The organism is Clostridium sediminicola (assembly GCF_050402865.1).
GTDB lineage: Bacteria > Bacillota > Clostridia > Clostridiales > Clostridiaceae > Clostridium_AF > Clostridium_AF sediminicola.
In genome coordinates, this window is record NZ_BAABMF010000005.1 from 1 (window position 1) to 18,790 (window position 18,790).

17 protein-coding genes and 1 other annotated feature are annotated in these 18,790 nt (G+C 28.2%); of the genes, 6 read left to right on the forward strand and 11 right to left on the reverse strand.

Annotated features, from left to right (window positions below):
• Positions 1–139 precede the first annotated feature (139 nt).
• Positions 140–2,779: a valine--tRNA ligase gene (locus tag ACQ3F0_RS10450; protein ID WP_428865183.1), complete on the reverse strand. Its 2,640-nt coding sequence runs from the start codon at positions 2,777–2,779 to the stop codon at positions 140–142.
• A gap of 88 nt (positions 2,780–2,867) precedes the next feature.
• Positions 2,868–3,076: a binding site (T-box leader), on the reverse strand.
• 266 nt (positions 3,077–3,342) lie between these two features.
• On the opposite strand from ACQ3F0_RS10450, the gene ACQ3F0_RS10455 reads away from it, so the two are divergent.
• Positions 3,343–3,873 (forward strand): serine/threonine protein kinase, encoded by a 531-nt coding sequence (locus ACQ3F0_RS10455; RefSeq protein ID WP_428865184.1) that lies wholly within the window; start codon positions 3,343–3,345, stop codon positions 3,871–3,873.
• Positions 3,874–3,914: 41 nt separating this feature from the next.
• Here the strand turns inward: ACQ3F0_RS10455 and ACQ3F0_RS10460 are convergent, their stop codons facing one another.
• The 3 genes from ACQ3F0_RS10460 to ACQ3F0_RS10470 all read right to left on the reverse strand — a co-directional run bounded on the left by ACQ3F0_RS10460 (position 3,915) and on the right by ACQ3F0_RS10470 (position 5,914).
• The gene (locus tag ACQ3F0_RS10460; RefSeq protein ID WP_428865185.1) at positions 3,915–5,033 is read right to left on the reverse strand and encodes a DUF3810 domain-containing protein; all 1,119 of its coding nucleotides are present in this window, start codon (positions 5,031–5,033) and stop codon (positions 3,915–3,917) included.
• 106 nt (positions 5,034–5,139) lie between these two features.
• Entirely contained in the window at positions 5,140–5,691 is a 552-nt protein-coding gene (locus ACQ3F0_RS10465; protein ID WP_428865186.1) for a DUF3298 and DUF4163 domain-containing protein, read from the reverse strand.
• 1 nt (position 5,692) lies between these two features.
• Positions 5,693–5,914, reverse strand: a complete 222-nt coding sequence (locus tag ACQ3F0_RS10470; protein ID WP_428865187.1) for a hypothetical protein — start codon at positions 5,912–5,914, stop codon at positions 5,693–5,695.
• 277 nt (positions 5,915–6,191) lie between these two features.
• Between ACQ3F0_RS10470 and ACQ3F0_RS10475 the strand changes: the two genes are divergently transcribed.
• From ACQ3F0_RS10475 to ACQ3F0_RS10490, 4 genes are all read left to right on the forward strand, one after another.
• Positions 6,192–7,205, forward strand: a complete 1,014-nt coding sequence (locus tag ACQ3F0_RS10475) for an ABC transporter substrate-binding protein (RefSeq protein ID WP_428865188.1) — start codon at positions 6,192–6,194, stop codon at positions 7,203–7,205.
• A gap of 224 nt (positions 7,206–7,429) precedes the next feature.
• Positions 7,430–8,203 (forward strand): ABC transporter ATP-binding protein, encoded by a 774-nt coding sequence (locus ACQ3F0_RS10480; protein ID WP_428865189.1) that lies wholly within the window; start codon positions 7,430–7,432, stop codon positions 8,201–8,203.
• Positions 8,190–8,987 (forward strand): ABC transporter permease, encoded by a 798-nt coding sequence (locus ACQ3F0_RS10485; RefSeq protein ID WP_428865418.1) that lies wholly within the window; start codon positions 8,190–8,192, stop codon positions 8,985–8,987. The genes ACQ3F0_RS10480 and ACQ3F0_RS10485 overlap by 14 nt, the downstream gene beginning before the upstream one ends.
• 155 nt (positions 8,988–9,142) lie before the next feature.
• On the forward strand, positions 9,143–9,514 hold the full coding sequence (locus ACQ3F0_RS10490) for a tetratricopeptide repeat protein (RefSeq protein ID WP_428865190.1): 372 nt from the start codon (positions 9,143–9,145) through the stop codon (positions 9,512–9,514).
• Here the strand turns inward: ACQ3F0_RS10490 and ACQ3F0_RS10495 are convergent, their stop codons facing one another.
• From ACQ3F0_RS10495 to ACQ3F0_RS10515, 5 genes are all read right to left on the reverse strand, one after another.
• Positions 9,515–10,690 carry a transglutaminase domain-containing protein gene (locus tag ACQ3F0_RS10495; protein ID WP_428865191.1) on the reverse strand — a complete coding sequence of 392 codons (1,176 nt, stop codon included), beginning with the start codon at positions 10,688–10,690 and terminating at the stop codon, positions 9,515–9,517.
• Positions 10,683–11,519, reverse strand: a complete 837-nt coding sequence (gene recX / locus ACQ3F0_RS10500) for a recombination regulator RecX (protein ID WP_428865192.1) — start codon at positions 11,517–11,519, stop codon at positions 10,683–10,685. The genes ACQ3F0_RS10495 and recX overlap by 8 nt, the downstream gene beginning before the upstream one ends.
• Before the next feature lie 4 nt (positions 11,520–11,523).
• Entirely contained in the window at positions 11,524–12,768 is a 1,245-nt protein-coding gene (locus ACQ3F0_RS10505) for a M16 family metallopeptidase (protein WP_428865193.1), read from the reverse strand.
• 98 nt (positions 12,769–12,866) lie between these two features.
• Entirely contained in the window at positions 12,867–14,447 is a 1,581-nt protein-coding gene (locus ACQ3F0_RS10510; RefSeq protein ID WP_428865194.1) for a glycoside hydrolase family 57 protein, read from the reverse strand.
• Between the two features lie 21 nt (positions 14,448–14,468).
• The gene (locus tag ACQ3F0_RS10515; RefSeq protein WP_428865195.1) at positions 14,469–14,993 is read right to left on the reverse strand and encodes a DUF4912 domain-containing protein; all 525 of its coding nucleotides are present in this window, start codon (positions 14,991–14,993) and stop codon (positions 14,469–14,471) included.
• 242 nt (positions 14,994–15,235) lie between these two features.
• On the opposite strand from ACQ3F0_RS10515, the gene ACQ3F0_RS10520 reads away from it, so the two are divergent.
• The gene (locus ACQ3F0_RS10520; RefSeq protein ID WP_428865196.1) at positions 15,236–15,931 is read left to right on the forward strand and encodes a L,D-transpeptidase family protein; all 696 of its coding nucleotides are present in this window, start codon (positions 15,236–15,238) and stop codon (positions 15,929–15,931) included.
• Positions 15,932–15,987: 56 nt separating this feature from the next.
• Here the strand turns inward: ACQ3F0_RS10520 and ACQ3F0_RS10525 are convergent, their stop codons facing one another.
• Positions 15,988–16,401: a hypothetical protein gene (locus tag ACQ3F0_RS10525; RefSeq protein WP_428865197.1), complete on the reverse strand. Its 414-nt coding sequence runs from the start codon at positions 16,399–16,401 to the stop codon at positions 15,988–15,990.
• A gap of 19 nt (positions 16,402–16,420) precedes the next feature.
• On the reverse strand, positions 16,421–18,781 hold the full coding sequence (locus ACQ3F0_RS10530) for an AAA family ATPase (RefSeq protein ID WP_428865198.1): 2,361 nt from the start codon (positions 18,779–18,781) through the stop codon (positions 16,421–16,423).
• Between the last annotated feature and the right edge of the window lie 9 nt (positions 18,782–18,790).

The window sequence follows — 18,790 nt, forward strand, 5'->3', positions numbered from 1 at the left end:
TATAATCTTCACAAGCTTTAATCTTTAATGCTTTACTATACTTAAGTTTTCTTCCCATAAAAAAACACCTCCAAAGTAGATTTGTAATTTAATTAATTACAGTGTCTACCTTGGAAGTATCATATCATTTAGGCTTTTTTTACTTAAGTGCTTCTATTCTTTCCAAAACAGAATTATACATTTCTCTATATTTTTCTCCCTTTTCTTTTTCTGCATTTACTACAGCTTCAGGAGCTTTACCAACAAATCTTTCATTTGAAAGTTTCTTTTCAACTCTATCTATTTCTTTTTGTAATTTTTCTTTTTCTTTATTTAATCTTTGAAGTTCTTTTTCAACATCGATTAAATCAAGAAGTGGCATAAATAATTCTGCACCTTTTGTTACAGCAGATACAGCATTTTCAGGAGCTGATTCTTTAGAAGCAATAAACTCTACTTCTGAAGCAGAAGCTAGTGTTTTAAAGTATGCACTTCCAGCCTCAAATCCGTCTTTTCCTTCTGTTGCATATATATATATTTTTGCTTTTCTAGAAGGTGGAACATTCATTTCAGCTTTTACATTTCTTAAAGCTTTAATAGCTTCAATAACATAATTCATATGTTCAACAACTTCTGCATTGTCAAACTCATCCTCTGTTTCAGGCCACTTTGAAATTGTAATACTTTCACTTGTGTTTGGAAGATTACTAAAGATTTCTTCTGTTATATAAGGCATTGCTGGATGTAATAATTGAAGTCCTGTTTTTAGTACTTTATTTAATACATTAAGCGCTACCCCTTTAGCTTTTTCATCTTCTCCATATAAAACTGGTTTTGCAAGTTCTATATACCAGTCACAGAACTCAGTCCACATAAAATCATATACCTTTTGAGATGCAATACCCAATTCATATTTATCTATATTATCAGTGATTTCACCAACAACAGTATTAAGTCTAGACAATATCCATTTATCAGCTAAAGTATATTCTTTACATTCTTCATATTTTTCCATTAAGTCAGTATCAAGATTCATCATTACAAATCTTGAAGCATTCCAAATCTTATTAGCAAAGTTTCTTGCTGATTCAACTTTTTCTTCAAAGTATCTAATATCATTTCCTGGAGCATTACCTGTAAGAAGCATAAATCTCAATGCATCAGCACCGTATTTGTCAATTACTTCAAGTGGATCCACACCATTGCCTAATGATTTAGACATTTTTCTTCCTTCACTATCTCTAACAATACCGTGAATATAAACAGTATGGAAAGGAATTTGTTTCATGTTGTGTAATGATGAGAATATCATTCTTGCAACCCAGAAGAAAATAATATCATATCCAGTAACAAGTACATCAGTAGGATAGAAATATTTTAAATCTTCTGTTTGTTCTGGCCATCCAAGAGTTGAGAAAGGCCATAGAGCAGAACTAAACCATGTATCTAAAACATCATTATCTTGTTTTAAATCTGAACTTCCACATTTAGTACATTTTGTAGGCTCATCTACCTGTACAATTAATTCTCCACAATCTTGACAATACCAAACTGGAATTCTATGTCCCCACCATAATTGCCTTGAAATACACCAATCTTGTATGTTTTCCATCCAGTTATAATACGTCTTTGAGAATCTCTCAGGTACAAATTTCACTTCACCACTTCTAACAACTTCTAATGCTGGTTCTGCAAGAGGTTTCATTTTTACGTACCATTGTGGAGAAGTAATCGGTTCAAGTACTATTCCACATCTGTCGTGAGTTCCAACATTATGATTGTGTTCTTTAATCTTTACTAATACTCCCTCTTTTTCAAGATCTTCAACAATAGCCTTTCTAGCTTCATATCTATCCATGCCTGAATATCTTCCATAACCTTTAACTATAGTTGCATCATTATTCATGATATTAATTTCTTCTAACCCATGTCTTTTACCAACTTGATAATCATTAGGGTCATGTGCTGGTGTTATTTTAACAGCACCTGTTCCAAAATCCATTCCAACATAATCATCAGCAATAATAGGTATTTTTCTACCTACTAAAGGCAATACAAGCATCTTACCAATTAAATCTTTATATCTTTCATCTTCTGGGTTAACTGCAACTGCTGTATCTCCAAGCATTGTTTCTGGTCTTGTAGTTGCAATTTCTAGATATCCACTACCATCTTCTAATGGATAATTAACATGCCAAAAGCTTCCTTCTTTTTCTTCGTACTCAATTTCTGCATCTGAAATTGCTGTTTGACAATTTGGGCACCAGTTAACTATTCTATTTCCTTTATAAATTAGACCTTCATTATACAATTTTACAAAAACTTCTCTAACAGCAGCACTTAAATTATCATCCATAGTAAATCTTTCTCTTGTATAGTCTGCTGAAATTCCTAAACTTTTATATTGAGTTTTTATTCTCTCTCTATATTTATCTGACCATTGCCAAACCTTTTCTAAAAACCCATCTCTACCTAATTCTTTTTTGTAAATGCCTTCATTTAGTAATTCTTTCTCTACTTTTACTTCAGTAGCAATACTCGCATGGTCTTCCCCTGGTAACCAAAGAGTTGAGAATCCTTGCATTCTTTTCACTCTAATCAAATAATCTTGTAATGTTCCATCTAATGCGTGGCCCAAATGTAATTGACCAGTGATATTTGGTGGTGGCATCATGATAGTATAAGGCTTTTTAGTTTCATCAACCTCTGGTGTAAAATACCCTTTTTCTTCCCAATTTTTATATATTCTTTTTTCAAATTCTTTAGGGTCATAGTTCTTTGCAATATTTACTTCTGACATTATATTTCCTCCTTCATTTATGTTCTTTAGTGCATCCCACATTATGTCCTGTTAAATAAAATAGGACATAATAAAAAGCTGACATCCAATAAAGGACGACAGCGCGCGTTACCACCTTAGTTCTGGAAAATCCAGCTCTCAATAAATTAACGATTTTAACCGTCTTTGCTTACTATTATTTCAGCAAAGAAACTCCAAAGCTACCTTCAAGACATTTTGTATAGAAAATCTTTCAGCCGATGGATTTTCTTCTCTAAATACTCTTATATCTTTACTCCTCTTTATCTTTGTTTTTGTATATTCATTTAGTTTTTATAATGTTTATCTATATATTATAACTTTATTTTGTTCTCTGTCAAGCAGTTTTAAAAGAATTTATTATATCACAAAAATATTTATATTGAATATTTTGATAATATAGGCTTTTTTTAGTTATATATTGAAAGAAATGAGTTATTAATTAAAATAATTACTTCCACAATTTATGACTTACAACAAATAATACTTCACAGTATACTCAATACTCAGATAAATTTTTATATTAAAAAGAATGAGGTTAAAACATGAATTATGAATACCTTAATAATAAATTATTGCAAGAATACACATTAATCCATCATAGTAAAAAAGAAAAAATTTACCTTTTACCAGATAAAAAAGTTTTAAAAATAACTAAAAACCTTAAAGACTGTAGAAGAGAATATTTAGTTTTAAGATATGCATACAGGTGTCCATTGTTTCCAAAAGTATATGAATATAGATCAGGATATTTAATAAGAGATCATGTTGATGGAATTTGCATCATAGATTATTTAAAGAAAAACACTTTTGATAAAGAATTAGCATTATCCCTAATTAATATTTATGATACTTTTATTAAACTTAAGTTCACCCGGCTTGATACTGGTGTTTCCCATATTTTTATTACTAAAGATAAGCAAATAAGATTGATTGGTCTAAAAAGTAGTTGCTGGTATAATGAAAACTATCCTAAGCATATGTTAAATGGGTTACACAGATTAAAAGTCTCAAAGCGCTTTTTTAGAATATTAAAAGATGAAAGACCGGAATTATATGATATATGGAAAAAATAGCTGATATCTTTGAATTTATATAATAAAGATATCAGCTACTCTTATTCTCTTCGCTCTGCTAATAATAAATCAACCATTCTACCATAGCTACTAACACCATTTTCTTGCCCATTGGATTTTAGATATGAATCATTAATTTTAGTAGATGCTTTTTCTACTTTTCCTTCATATTGCCCCCAGAATTGGTTTAAGTATATTAAGTCTCTTTTAACTCCATCTGAATAATTCTCTTTCAATAATGAATATTTATCATAATCTGTTTGCCTTAATGCTTTCATAGAATAAATTAATGCCAGTAATGAACCTGAATATTTAAAATCAAAATCTGGATGATACATACAAGTTAAATAAGCAATATAATTTGCTTCATCTTCTCTTGCAAATCCTCTTTGATGTGCCATCTCATGAAGAACAGTTGCTGGTAACATAAAATCTGTTGCTGCAACATTCACATTAGCTTCCCCAGTAAAAGGAAAATAAACCCCAGTTATACCTGTATAACACATCTTTTCAGAAAGTAAAACACGTTTTGGTTTACCATATTTACCACCAATTACTTGAAACTTTTCTGAAGCTAAATCGTACCCAATATTTGATCTTTTAAAAACATCTTTATATCCTTCTTGAAGCTCCATTATCCCACGTTCATCTTCATATACATTATCTCTTAAATTATTAGTTTGAATAATTAAGTCAGAACACAAATCATACAACTCCTCTACGGAAGAAGGTTGTACTTTATATCCTGTAATTATTGAAAAAGGAAGCCTATTATAATTGAATCCCCATAGAATCAAGAATAAAAAATAAATAACTGAAATTATACAAAACACATTAATTATATATAATTTTAAACTCTCAATAAGATTTTCTTTTTTTACAGAAATATTATAGAAAAATTTTATAATCATTATAATTAGAAAACCAATAAAACAATATAGAGCTACTTCTGCTAAAGAAAATGGTAAAATTCCTGTAATAAGACTTAGTGCTTGCCTCATAGGTCTATTAATGCCATTTGAATATATTCGCTCTACAAAACCCCGATTTTCCCCTGCTAGTTTATTCAATATAATACCTAAAGGCATAAGAATAATTAAACATATTCTAATAACATTCTTTTTAGAATGTAATACTTTTGCTATAAATGTCGAACTCATTTTACCAACTCTTTTCTAATGAAATATCACATAAATAAATGGTAGTGTTTAAATAAATACTACCATTTATTTATCTTACTTTCAATCACACTAAATTTATCAGCTTTTATTTAAGTATATCGTTTATTTCTTCAAATTCTACTTCTAATAGTAAAGCTCCAGCTGCATAAGGAGTATACTCACCCTCTTGATAAAAAATAACTATCCTTGAATCAGTTAAATAATATCCTTGTTCTTCCTCTATTCCTTTATACTCATCAAATAATTTAAATTCTAACTCATCTACCTTTTTATTTAGAATTTCATTTAAAGCACTTATATAATTTCCATCTTCTTTGAATAAATGCTCTAACGTAATAAGCTCTCCAGTTTTCATATCAAATGTAATACCATCTAAATAGTTACTAGGATGTGCCGCTCCTTCCATAAAATTAGAGGATAAAATCTTTATACTTAAAATATCATTTGATTTTTGTGTTATTTCATAAGTTACAGTCAGTGTTTGTTTAAAATCTTCCTCATCTTCTCCTTCTGTTCCAATACTCTCGTCTTTTAAAGAAAATCTTTCTTCTATAATGTTTTTAATCTTGTCAGCTACTTGCTTATCCGATAAGTTTAAAACTTCTGGATAACTTATCTCAAATTCATAGTTTCCCATATTACCTTTTTCTTTTTTTTTCTATAATCTCATAACATATCTCTTCTGATACTTCTAATTCTTCTTTTATTTCACCTGTCTGATCGTCTTTTACTTCTAATTTTTCATTTGTATTTTGTTTTTCTACTTCGATTTCTGCTTTATTATCATTACCGCATCCAGTAAACAACAATGAAGCTACCATAATTAAACTTAAAAATATTATTACTGATTTTTTTCTCATACTATACCCCTTTTGATTATTTATTTTATTCATACTTACATAATATCTAAATTTAATTACTTATACATCAAACTAAAGTATTAGATAAAAAAGTTTTCAATTTCTAACATGTTGAATTCATCTTAATCACCCATGCTAATTAAAAAATTAAAGGGACTATTATTAAAAATATAACGGTGTAAACACAAATCAAAATAAAATATGCATTAACAAAAAAAATATCACCTCATATATTATATAGTAAACTAAATTATTAGTATCTACGGAGGTATACTTAATGAAGAAAAAAGTTAAAATTTTAGCTTTATTCCTTACTGTTTTATTTTCACTCTCTTTACTTACATCTTGTAACAATAAGCAAAATACTCAACTTCAGACTATAAACCTTAATGAAGTTGTGCGCTCAGTTTTCTATGCACCTATGTATGTTGCTCTTAATAAAGGATTCTTTGAAGATGAAGGTATGACTATAGAATTATCAACTGGACAAGGTGCAGATAAAACCATGCAGCAAGTTTTAAGTGGTGCTTGTGATATAGGTTTTTGTGGACCAGAACAAGTTATTTATATCCATAATCAAGGACGTTCAGATTACCCTGTTTTATTTGCTCAACTAACTAAAACAGATGGATCATTTTTAGTTGGACGTACTGATGAAAAAGATTTTGAGTGGGAAAGTTTAAAAGGCAAAACTATAATCGGAGGAAGACCTGGCGGTGTTCCTGAAATGACACTTGAATATGTTCTTAGGAATCATGGAATTACTCCTCATGAAGATGTAGAAATCATTACAAATCTTGCTTTTACGGCAACAGCTGGGGCATTTAAAGCAGGTACAGGAGATTATGTTACACTATTTGAGCCAACTGCGAGTATGTTAGAATTTGAAGGCACTGGTTATATAGTAGACTCTATTGGAGAAAAAGCTGGTTCTATTCCTTATACATGTTATTTTTCAACCAAATCTTACATGGATTCCAATCCAGGCGTAATTCAACGTTTTACTGATGCAATTTATAGAGGTCAGATTTGGGTAGATACTCATACAGACGAAGAAGTAGCAAAAGAAATTCAACCATTTTTCCCAGGAAGCGACTTAACGGTCTTAACAAATGTTGTTAAAAACTACAGATCAATAGATGCTTATGCAAGTGATCCTATAATGAATGAAGATGATCTAACAAGACTTATGGATATCATTCAAAGTTATGACCAGGGTCTAATACCAAGTAGACCACCTTTTGATGATATGGTTAATACCACTTTTGCCGAAAAAACAACGAGCAAATAAGCGCTGTTCGTAAAAGAAATAAAATCAAACTAGTGACGGTTGACAATGTTCAGTTGACAGTAAATGATACCTTTCGCGTTAGCAAAAGTACCTTTTTCCAGTTAGTAACGCTAACAAAGTCTTAGTGAAAAATTTTGTAAAAAAAATTATCCTTCACTGTCAACTGTCAACTGTCAACTATAAATTACATATTACATACACTGTAATTATAAGGAGTTGATTTTATGAAAGAACTTAATGTTTCACATATATATATGAATTACCATACCATAAAGGCTCAAACTGAAGCACTGAAAGATATCTCATTTTCAGTTTCTCAAGGAGAATTTATTAGTATTGTAGGGCCATCTGGGTGTGGAAAATCTACACTTTTAAATATCATTGCTGGTTTATTACCACCATCTAGCGGACAGGTTGTTATAGATAATATAGAATCTAAAAATATTTCATCTGAAATGGGATATATGTTTCAAAAAGATCATTTATTTGAATGGCTAACTGTTTGGAAAAATGTTCTTCTGGGGTTAAAAATTCAAAATAATATAAATAAAGAAAATAAAGATATATTAAAAAAACTACTCCAAAACTATAATTTATGGGAATTTAAAGATCACTATCCATCACAATTATCAGGTGGAATGAGACAAAGAGTTGCGCTCATTAGAACTTTGGCTTTAAATCCTAATATTCTATTGTTAGACGAGCCTTTTTCAGCATTAGACTATCAAAGTAGATTAAAAGCTAGTGATGAAATATACAAAATCATCAAAAAAGAAAACAAAACAGCTTTAATGGTAACTCACGATATAGCTGAAGCAGTATCTATGTCAAATAGAGTTATCGTACTATCTAAACGTCCTGCTTGTGTAAAAGTAATAATACAAATAAACTTTGAAAATAACTTTCCAACACCATTAAAAAGACGGTCATCGAACCAATTTAAAACATATTTTAATTCTATTTGGAAGGAGTTAGATGAAATTGATGAAAATAAGTGAAGAACATAAAGTATTTCTAAAAAAAGTGAAGAAAAGAAAAAGAATGATTACTATTACAAGACTAGTTATTTTAATTGCTTTTTTTATGATTTGGGAAATAGCTGGAAACCTTAGGTGGATAGATCCCTTCCTTACAAGTACTCCATCAAGAATGGTTAAGAGTTTACTTCAAATTTATGGAGAAGGAACTCTCTTTAAACATATAGGAATTACTTGTTTCGAAACTATCCTAGGTTTTATATCTGGAACTATTCTCGGAACACTTATAGCTATACTTCTATGGTGGTCTGATTTTGCATCAAAAGTCCTTGACCCTTATTTAGTTGTACTAAACGCATTACCTAAAGTTGCTTTAGCACCTATTATCATCTTTTGGGTTGGAAATGGCTTGAAAGCAATAGTAATAATTACTTTACTCATTTCAATTGTAGTTACAATAATAAATATCCTAAATGGTTTTAAAGAAGTAGATAAAGATAAAATAACACTTCTGAAAACATTTGGAGCTAGTAAAAAACAGATACTGAATAACTTAATTATTCCAGCTTCTGTACCGACTATAATTTCTTCTCTTAAAATTAATGTTGGTTTATCCTGGGTAGGTGTTATCATGGGAGAATTCTTAGTTGCCAAAAATGGATTAGGTTTTCTTATAATCTACGGTGGTCAGGTTTCTCAATTAGATATGGTAATGATGAGTATCATTGTACTAGCTGTCTTAGCTTTTGTAATGTATGAAGGAATTTCTTTTTTTGAGAAAAAAATTAATACAAAGTATTATTAGCATATAATATTAATACATGTCCAAAACTCTTATTCATGGTGAGTTTTAGACATGTATTTCATCTTAAAAATTTTGAAAAATTTTCAAATTCAAGAATATTATGTCCAATTTTTGTCTATTATTTTAAATAGGTAAATATTTATGGTGGTGATATAATGAAAAATTTTGAAAAAGGTAATTTGTTTTATAATAATAAAAAATATTATGAGGCTATTGAAAATTATAAAAAGGCTTTAATTCAAAGCGAAAATAATACTACAATCTTATATAACATTGGTGTATGTTTTATTAAATTAGAAAAATATTTTGATGCAATCGAATTTTTTAAAAAAGCTATCACTTCTAATAACAATTTAAACTTAAATTATAACAGCAAGTATTTCTATAATTTAGGATTTTGCTATTCAAAATTAAATAATAATAAAAAAGCTTTAATTTATTTTAATACTGCTTGGGCATTAGATAATTTTGATAATGATTGTAAAGAAGCAATTGATCTAATATTGAGAAAGTATCCAAAAACTTAATTACCACTCTCCTGCAATTTCTGCTCCTCTATGGTCCAAATTAAATAACGGAGAATCAAAATAGTTTCCCCCTTTATAGAAGGTTGGATCAACATTTATCCACTGATTTTTAACAGGGTCATATATTTGGTTCCATGCATGACTAACCCATTTCCCATCACTTTTACCATCACCTGTAATTATTCTAACCTTTATGTCATTTGCTATACTCATTGTAGCAAATAAGCATGCGTAATCAAAACACACTCCTTCTCTTGTATAGAATGTATTAACTGTACCAGATTCTACGTTAAATTCATTTCTTAAGATTTTTTCCGCTTTATCATAATCATATTCAATATTTGAACCAATCCATTCATATATTGCTTTGGATTTATCAACAGAATTATCATATTTGTTTGCAAGTTTTTTTGCAAAGGTATCAATCTCGTCATTAGATCTGACACCTTCCTCTAAAGTAATTCCATTGTAATAGACTATAACCTTTTTATTACCAGATACTTCATTACTTTCTTCCACCCTGATTTTAAACGAATTATTTATAATAATAGGAATCTTCTGTACTAGCTCAGTCTGTGAAATAGGATAAACCACTTTACTGTTTACATAGTTATAAATCTTTGATTTTTCCACAGCTTTAGTAAATTTATCATTCACTTTAAAATATACTCCAAGATTTAAAGCTACTACAAATATTAAAATCAAACAAATAGTCGTTGGTATTTGAAACAAAGCACCTGCAAATCTCTTTGTAGCTTCACCTTTTTTCTTTAGAAACATTTGAATTCCATCTAATACTAAATAAACTGTAAAAGAATTTATTAATTTTAATATTATGTCAATTATTATATAACAGATAAAAATTATTATAGGCATAATAATAATATATATAGTTATTGGTCTTTCTTCAATGAAACTAAGTATTGCTCTAGGAGTTTTTTCATAAATAACACTATATATTCCTTCCAGTTTCATAATATATATATTCTTTGTTATATTAGCCCCTAGTATAATGCCTATTAAAAATGCAATATTGCTCCAAAAGTCCTCTACTTGATTTTTTAAATCATTGGAAGAAAAACTTGTAAAAATACCTTTTAATATAGGAAATATTGCTACTATCATAAGTATAATATCTATTGGATTTTCCAAAAATTCTATTGTTATTTTACTCATATTCATCACCAATTACTTTTTTTATGACTCTTTTTATCTCATCCCAATCATAACCTTTTCGTAACAAAAACTGTGATAATTTTATATAAATCTTTTTATTATCAGTTTCATTTTTTAACAATTGTCTATATTTTTTTTCTGCTATTTGCAACAATTGATGATTAAAACCCTCGTCATCCATACTTTCATTATTATCATTATTAACAGTATCAATTAGCGGAGGTAGTATTTCATTAATTATATCAAATGAATACCCTTTAGTTGCAAGGTAACTTCCTACTTTGCTATATAGTACTCTTTTGCCATATTTATTATTAATTCCTTTTAATTTCTTCTGAGCCACTTTTTTTGCTCCATGGATTTCAATATCAGTATTTATTATTTTTAGTTTATTTTCAATTACTTTTTCTTTTATTCCTTTTTTAATTAAATCATGCTTTATTTTATTTTTTCCAAATTTTTTAATTTTATCATTAATATACATATTACAGTACTTTTCATCATCTACGAAACCATACCCTTTTAGGAATTTAATTACTCTTTCAATGGTTTCATCATTATATTCACTTCTTAATAATTTATCCCTAATATCCTTTTCTGTTTTATATGCTCTTTCAATGCTTTTCATTGCACTTATTTTTGCTTTAAGGTAATTATCTTCGTTAATTACCTCTTCTAAATATTCAGCATCAATTTCTTTATCTTTTTCTAATTTATATTTGTAAATTAATTCCTCATTACAAGAAAAAGCATATTCATCGTTTATATAAACATTTACTCTCTTGTTATTTCTTTTTCCATATTCCATTCTTGTAATTTTGTTCTTCATTCAATCATTCCTTTTTTGACGAAATAATATGTAATGTTGGATTACAAAGTACTTTTGCAGCTATGCTTTGGATATCTTCTACATTAATCTCTTCCAAATTTTTATCATAGTTCTCATATTCAGAAACATTTCTTTCATCTAATACTAACGATAATAAATAATCCCCTAGTTCGATAGTATCCTCTAATGTAGAAGTTAGTGATGTTTTAAAAATTTTCTTCATTAATTCAATATCATCTTTTGTATATTTAATTTTCTTATTTTTAATATCTTCGAAACTTTTCTCTATTATGTCCATTGCTTCATCCATATTTTCTTCATTAACAGATGTGTAAAAATATATAAGTTTAATATTCTTACTGTTATCAATATCTGAATAAATATCATAAACTAAACCTCTATCTTCTCTAAGTTTCCTAAATAAAATAGAATTTTGACTTTCGCCTAATTTATAACAAAGAATCCTCAATGCTAGTTCTTCTTGATATGTTAACCCGTGAAATGTAAACAGATACGCTATATTAACATGTTCACAATCTCTTTTATAAGTTTTTTTAATTAATGGAATATTATCTTCTACTAAAATCTTTTCTTTCAACATTTTTTTATCTTTCCAAGGTAAAAAATGTGTTTCTACCAATTCTTTTATATATTGATGTTCAAAGTTAGAAATAACTATCATAACTGAATTTGAAGGTACATAGTACTTTTTATAAAACTCAATTATTTGACTTCTTGTTAATTTGTTAATATCACTTTTTTTTCCTAAAGTATCATACTTTAAATTGCTCTTTTCAAAAGCTAATTCTATTGCTTTTTGAATGCATAAGTACTCTAAATCATCTTTTTTGGAACCAATTTCAGAAATGACAACAGATTTTTCTTTTTCAATTTCTTTACTATCAAATACTGAATTTAATACCATATCTGAAAGTAATTCTATTGATTTACTTATCTCTGTATTTAATGCATTTATAGTGTATACTGTACTATTATATTCAGTATATGCATTATATTCTCCTCCAATAAGTTCTAGTTCTCTGTTTAATACTTCATTATTTCTTTTATTCGTCCCTTTAAATAACATATGCTCAATAAAGTGAGTAATTCCCTTTTCAGCCTTCTCTTCTAATAGCGCTCCTACTTTTATTCCTAAGTTTAAAGAAAATAATTCTGTGTCTCTTTTAACAGAAATAAGTTTTAACCCATTTCCCAATATTTGTTCATTTATATCTAAAGTTTTTTTCATGTTTTCTCCCCTAATAACAAAGTTTATTCTTAAATATTTTAACACAAGGGTGACATTAAAAAAAGAAATTCAATATTTTGAATTTCTTTTAAAACTTCCTAACTGGAATATAGCGAATAATCAATATTAGCAAAAATATTGTCTGTCTTTTCTATCTGTATTAACCATTCATTATTTATATTATTATTATTTATCTCTTTATATAATCTATCAAATCTCCCTATATGAGTTGTTACTCTGTTAGTAGCATACTGAAAACTTGTATTGTTACTTATAATAAATGACCAATCTGATGCTTCTGCCAGCATTAGTTCTCTAGCAGCTTGATTTAAAGCTCTCTTTTGAATTTCAGTTGGATTTTCAAAAAAATTTGCAAGTTCTATCATTGCTTCTCCACATCTATGTAGTTCTTTTACAATCCAATCATTAGAAGGATTCAACCATACTGAAAAATCTCCATTTTTACCCCAACTTGATGGTGTAGGCAGAGAATATTGCACTAATGGATTCTCTTTAAGGTACTCTGAAGGAGTAACTAACTTTACTTCATTTCCTTTTTCATATTTTAATTTTAATATTTCTCTTATAAAATCAGGACCTTCAAACCACCAGTGACCAAATAATTCCGTATCGTATGGACATGTTATGATTGGTTTAGCCTCCATATGTTTATAAACATTATCTATTTGTGTATTTCTACTATTTACAAAATGTCTAGCATGCTCTTTCACCCTATCTATGGCATTTTTTCTATTGTAGATATCCTTTTCTTCAGTATTACCAGTAATTTTATAATATTTCATACCAGTATCAACTCTAATTCCGTTTTGATTTATATATGGCGCTACGTAAGTCATATCTAATTCATGTCCAATATCTCTATAAAACTCACGATAATTAATATCTGCAGGATATCCAACAATATTACTCCATACTTGCTGAGAAGCTTCAATATCTCTCCCAAACAAACTAACTCCTGTTGGTGTCACTATTGGTGCATATGTTCCATATCTAGGTTTAGGAGATGCGTTCAAAATTGCAATATTTTCAGCAATAAAATATTCTAGTCCATATTCTTTTATAATAGAATCTATATAATATGTATATGCACATTCTGGAAGCCAAATTCCCTTGGGAGGATGACCAATGTATTCAGTATAAGATTTCACTGCAGTAGCTATTTGAGCTTTTACTGTCTCCTTATTAATCATGAGTAATGGCAATAATCCATGAGTTGCTGAACACGTTATTATTTCTAAAACACCTATTTTATCAAATTTTTTAAAGGCATTCATTAATCTATTATCATATTTTGTGTATGTTCTAAGTAAATTATTAAATCTCTCGTAATAAAATTTAGCTATTTCATTTAAGCCTTCATTATTTTCTGTTCTCCTAATTTCTTTCTCTGCTAGTTCTATGGATTTATTTAAATATTTAATAAACCTGTTATTTATATATTCATCTTCTAACATCTCCATCAGAGTTGGTGAAATAGACATTGTAATTTTAAAGCTCACACCTTCTTTTAGTAAGTCATCAAACACCATAATTAGAGGTAAATAAGATTCATTCATTGCCTCAAAAAGCCATCTTTCCTCTAATTCATCTTCAACATTAGGATTTCTCACAAAAGGCATATGACTATGTAAAATTATAGAAATATATCCTTTACACATAACAATTACTCCTTTACATTATTATCTAGATGAAGTATTTTCATAAACTTTAAAAATATTTCTATAATATTCATCAAAATAATCAGTTTTATGAATATCTTTTTTAAAAATCAAGTCAGATTGATTCTTATTGTTAGTAAAACTAGATGGTATGATAATGTCTTCACCATTTATATTTGAAGTATCCATAAAATATAAAGATTCATTATCTGCCGTTCTTTCTCTAGGTGTAGAGATTATATTAGATTCTGCTAATTCTATAAATTTACCACTAGCTAGTATCCTTCCAAATTTTACATAAACCTCTATATTGTCTTCTAAAAGATTAATATAATAGCTCTCTTCATTTTTATTAATATTAATAGTTTTTATTTCATCAGATACACCATCATTAATTTTATAAACTTTTATTATTGGTTTTGAATTTTCCCAAGCATTATTTCCATAAGCATTCTGAAATTCTTCCTGTGTTTCTGGTGAGATGTTGTAATAGCAAAATACTATTCTAGGGCTTTGTATTAATAATTTCACTGATAACTTTTTCATATTCTCTATTCTTATCTCTTCCACCTTCTTAATCAAATCATTTTATAAATAATCACATTTCATCAAGAAACAATTCCTATATTAATCTTAATTGTATAAAAATCTCTATAAATTATTATACATTAAAACAAAATTCATGTCATTTGATTAAGTAAATAACATGAATTTTCTACCTTATTTATCAATTAATAATTTAATAAAAATTTTATTTGTGGAAAAAATAATCACAGGAGTTGATTTATATGAGGCCAAATAAAATTCTTAACAAAATTCTTATTTTTGCTGTTATTGTTGGTATTATGACAGGTGAATTCACTAAGGTATATGGATATAAAATCAAAGAAGATTATGATCCTCAAAAACCAACAACAATAATATGTGATATCTGCGATGATATAATGTATGTTTTCCAAGATAACAAAGTTATTAGAAGCTATTCGATTTCGGGCGGTAAACCTTCTACACCATCTCCTATTGGAACTTGGACAATAATCAGTAAAGGTACTTGGGGCGAAGGATTTGGTGGTCGTTGGATGGGATTCAATGTTCCTTGGGGAAAATACGGTATACATGGCACTATATATCCAAATTCTGTTGGTTGGAATTCTTCACATGGTTGTATTAGGATGCATAATAAAGATGTTGCTGAACTGTATAAGATAACTAAACATGGTACCAAAGTAATCATTTGGGGTGGTCCATATGGCAATTTTGGTTCATATTTAAGAACAATTAAACCTGGTATGCGTGGTTCAGATATCTATGAGTTACAAGTGATACTTAAAGAAAAGGGCTATTATAACGCTAATCCTGACGGACTTTACGGTGACTACTTCAAAAATACAATTCATAAATTTCAAAAAGACAATAACTTAAAAGTAACTGATTCAATCGGATGGAGTTTTTATGAAAAATTAGGAGTGGATTTAATAGAATAATTTGCTATGCAAATTATTCTATTATTTTTCAGTATATAATATCAAATGAAGCGTTCCTAAGAGGCATTTATTCTTATCCACTCCCATAAATCTGGATTATTTTCAAGACATTGTGGACCCATAATACTTCCTTTTAGTCCATGTTCTCTCATAGCACTAAAAGTTAAAGGACTTGCAACATCACTCGGAAATCTTTTTAAAACCTTCAACATCATAAATTTCTTTTTTGGAGACTTTCCCTTAATCTTTATATATTTTTCAGCTTTATCAATAACCATTTCCATGGGTAATTCAATATCATCAACTATGCATTTAAATAATATTTGTTTGAATGGAACTCCTGAATAAATATAAACTATATCTCCTACTACAACTTTACTACTCATTGGCCATGGTGTTACCTCTTCTTCAGTAAAAGCACCTATAACATCATAGTATTTAGGATTTGCAGGATAAACCCAATTTCTCATCTTTATCACCTCTTAAAATTTACTTTAGAATCTTATTATACTTTTGCAGTTTTAAAATAATTCTCTCTTTTATAATCTCCATTGTATCCTTATTATGAACTTTAAAAGATGCATCAAATAAAATATCAATACAATCCTCAATTGTTTTAACCGTATATATATGGAACAGTCCTTTATCGACTGCCTCAACAACTCTATCTTCTAATACAAGATCATTAATATTTGACTGTGGTATTACAACTCCATGTGTTCCATCTAATCCTCCAATATCGCAAATATCAAAATAACCTTCTATTTTTGCGTTAACTCCACCTATTGGTTGAATTTCCCCTCTTTGATTAACAGAACCTGTGATAGCCATACTTTGCTTGATTGGTATATTACTCAAACTAGAGATTAGTGCTAGTAACTCAGCAGCAGAGGCACTATCTCCCTCTATTCCTGAATACAATTGTTCAAAAACTATACTTGCATTAAATGCTATTGGTACATCCTGTCCCACAAATTCACCAATAAATCCTGAAAGTATCATAATTCCTTTACTATGTATACTTCCACTCATGGATGTTTCTCTTTCAATATTTATTATTCCTTTTTTTCCTGCATATGTCGCAACTGTTATTCTATGTTGTTTTCCTACAATTGAATCTCCATAATCAATAACAGATAATCCATTTATTTGTCCAACACTTAATCCTTTTAAATCTACTATATATAAATTATTTCTGTACATATCTAAAGTTTTTTGTCTATACAAATCATGCATTTGATTATATTTAGTAATAGCATTTTTGATATCATCTCTATCTATTATTTTTTTACCTGATTTTTTAGCATAAACACTGCTCATGTCAATGATTTGTAGCATCTTACTCATTTGTGCTGTAAAATAATTTTGATTACTCACTTGTCTTGAAGAATATATGAGAATTTCTTCCATTCCATCTTTAGAAATTGGATAAATATTGTACTTATTAACGTAATTGCTAAAAAAACCTAATATACTAATTATATTTTTTTCTTCATTCTTTATTTGATAATCAAACTCAGCTTTAATTTTAAACAATTTATTAAATTCATAATCATTTGATTGAAGCATAGAATATACATAATTACTACCTACTAAAATCACCTTTATTTTTAATGGAATTCCTTCAGGTTTTATAGATGCAATAGGAACCATAGTTACATTGTTTGAAATAAACTCAACATTAATTTTTTCCTTCATTATTGCTCTTTTTAAATATTCCCAACATTGAGCATTTTGAAACAATTTTTGTGCATTAATTATTAAATATCCACCATTAGCTCTATGAATACTTCCTGGTCTAATTTTAGTAAAATTAGTACTAAGATTACCTTTTATATTATCAAATTCTATTTTTCCAAACAAATTGTTGTATTCAGGAGAATCTTCATAAATTACTGGCGCACCGTTGTTTTCATCATTACTGATCATAACATTAACATGGAATTTCTTAAAATATTCTTCAATAAGTTTTGTCTCTACTCCACTGTCACTTTGCTCCTCTCCTATGAAATATCCAATATTTTGAATTATGTCTTTTTTCATTAAATCTAAATATTCTTTTATCTCATCTCCACCCTGAAAATCTTTTAATATGTTATTCAATGTATCTCCTATTATATTTTCTATAAGCTTCTCATCTAGCATGTCCAATTCATCATTTAATTTTTTATTAATTTCTAAAATTTCTTTATTAACTTCAAAAGAAATAAGTTTTAAATCATTTAGTTTTTCATTAATGTTCGTTTTTTCTATTCCAGATAAATTTTCATAAACCGTAGCTTCCATTTCTTTCTCATTGTCCAAAGGAATAAAAATAAATTCTTGTTCCTGTCCCTGTTTTACAGCAAAATTCAACTCTTTTGCTTTTGAATAAAGATTATCAGTAATGTGAATTATTTCTTTTTGATATTTAGAAAGTATTAAATTTTTCTCTTTTTCATAACTTTTATCACTAAATATTACTGGTGCTTCATCCTTGATCTTTTTTATAAAGTTTGTAATACTATTTTTGAATTTATATGCTTTATGGGTTGGAAGTGATATAGCTACTGGCTTCTTCTCATCTTTGAAGTTAAATACGTAGCACCAATCATTAGATGCTTTTTGATTTTTTGCATATTCCTCTATTTTCCTTACTATATAGCTTGTTTTACCTGTACCACTATGTCCTGAGATAAAAATATTATAATATTTGTTATCCATTTCAAGACCTAAATCAATAGACTCTATAGCTGTCTTTTGCCCTATTATATTGGTATATGGACTGATATCTTCTGTAGTTCTAAAATCTGGCATGCCATGGATATTTAACATTAAATCTTCTTTTTTTAATTTATTATACTTTGTCATTATTCCACC

What these genes read in the sequence shown, in the direction of transcription:
- recX (WP_428865192.1), bottom strand. Translation starts at nt 11,519, where the DNA reads ATGAAGAACAAAATTACAAGAATGGAATATGGAAAAAGAAATAACAAG.
- ACQ3F0_RS10495 (WP_428865191.1), bottom strand. Translation starts at nt 10,690, where the DNA reads ATGAGTAAAATAACAATAGAATTTTTGGAAAATCCAATAGATATTATA.
- ACQ3F0_RS10480 (WP_428865189.1), top strand. Translation starts at nt 7,430, where the DNA reads ATGAAAGAACTTAATGTTTCACATATATATATGAATTACCATACCATA.
- ACQ3F0_RS10505 (WP_428865193.1), bottom strand. Translation starts at nt 12,768, where the DNA reads ATGAAAAAAACTTTAGATATAAATGAACAAATATTGGGAAATGGGTTA.
- ACQ3F0_RS10525 (WP_428865197.1), bottom strand. Translation starts at nt 16,401, where the DNA reads ATGAGAAATTGGGTTTATCCTGCAAATCCTAAATACTATGATGTTATA.
- ACQ3F0_RS10515 (WP_428865195.1), bottom strand. Translation starts at nt 14,993, where the DNA reads ATGAAAAAGTTATCAGTGAAATTATTAATACAAAGCCCTAGAATAGTA.
- ACQ3F0_RS10465 (WP_428865186.1), bottom strand. Translation starts at nt 5,691, where the DNA reads ATGGGAAACTATGAATTTGAGATAAGTTATCCAGAAGTTTTAAACTTA.
- ACQ3F0_RS10520 (WP_428865196.1), top strand. Translation starts at nt 15,236, where the DNA reads ATGAGGCCAAATAAAATTCTTAACAAAATTCTTATTTTTGCTGTTATT.
- ACQ3F0_RS10485 (WP_428865418.1), top strand. Translation starts at nt 8,190, where the DNA reads ATGAAAATAAGTGAAGAACATAAAGTATTTCTAAAAAAAGTGAAGAAA.
- ACQ3F0_RS10475 (WP_428865188.1), top strand. Translation starts at nt 6,192, where the DNA reads ATGAAGAAAAAAGTTAAAATTTTAGCTTTATTCCTTACTGTTTTATTT.
- ACQ3F0_RS10530 (WP_428865198.1), bottom strand. Translation starts at nt 18,781, where the DNA reads ATGACAAAGTATAATAAATTAAAAAAAGAAGATTTAATGTTAAATATC.
- ACQ3F0_RS10510 (WP_428865194.1), bottom strand. Translation starts at nt 14,447, where the DNA reads ATGTGTAAAGGATATATTTCTATAATTTTACATAGTCATATGCCTTTT.
- ACQ3F0_RS10460 (WP_428865185.1), bottom strand. Translation starts at nt 5,033, where the DNA reads ATGAGTTCGACATTTATAGCAAAAGTATTACATTCTAAAAAGAATGTT.
- ACQ3F0_RS10455 (WP_428865184.1), top strand. Translation starts at nt 3,343, where the DNA reads ATGAATTATGAATACCTTAATAATAAATTATTGCAAGAATACACATTA.
- ACQ3F0_RS10450 (WP_428865183.1), bottom strand. Translation starts at nt 2,779, where the DNA reads ATGTCAGAAGTAAATATTGCAAAGAACTATGACCCTAAAGAATTTGAA.
- ACQ3F0_RS10470 (WP_428865187.1), bottom strand. Translation starts at nt 5,914, where the DNA reads ATGAGAAAAAAATCAGTAATAATATTTTTAAGTTTAATTATGGTAGCT.
- ACQ3F0_RS10490 (WP_428865190.1), top strand. Translation starts at nt 9,143, where the DNA reads ATGAAAAATTTTGAAAAAGGTAATTTGTTTTATAATAATAAAAAATAT.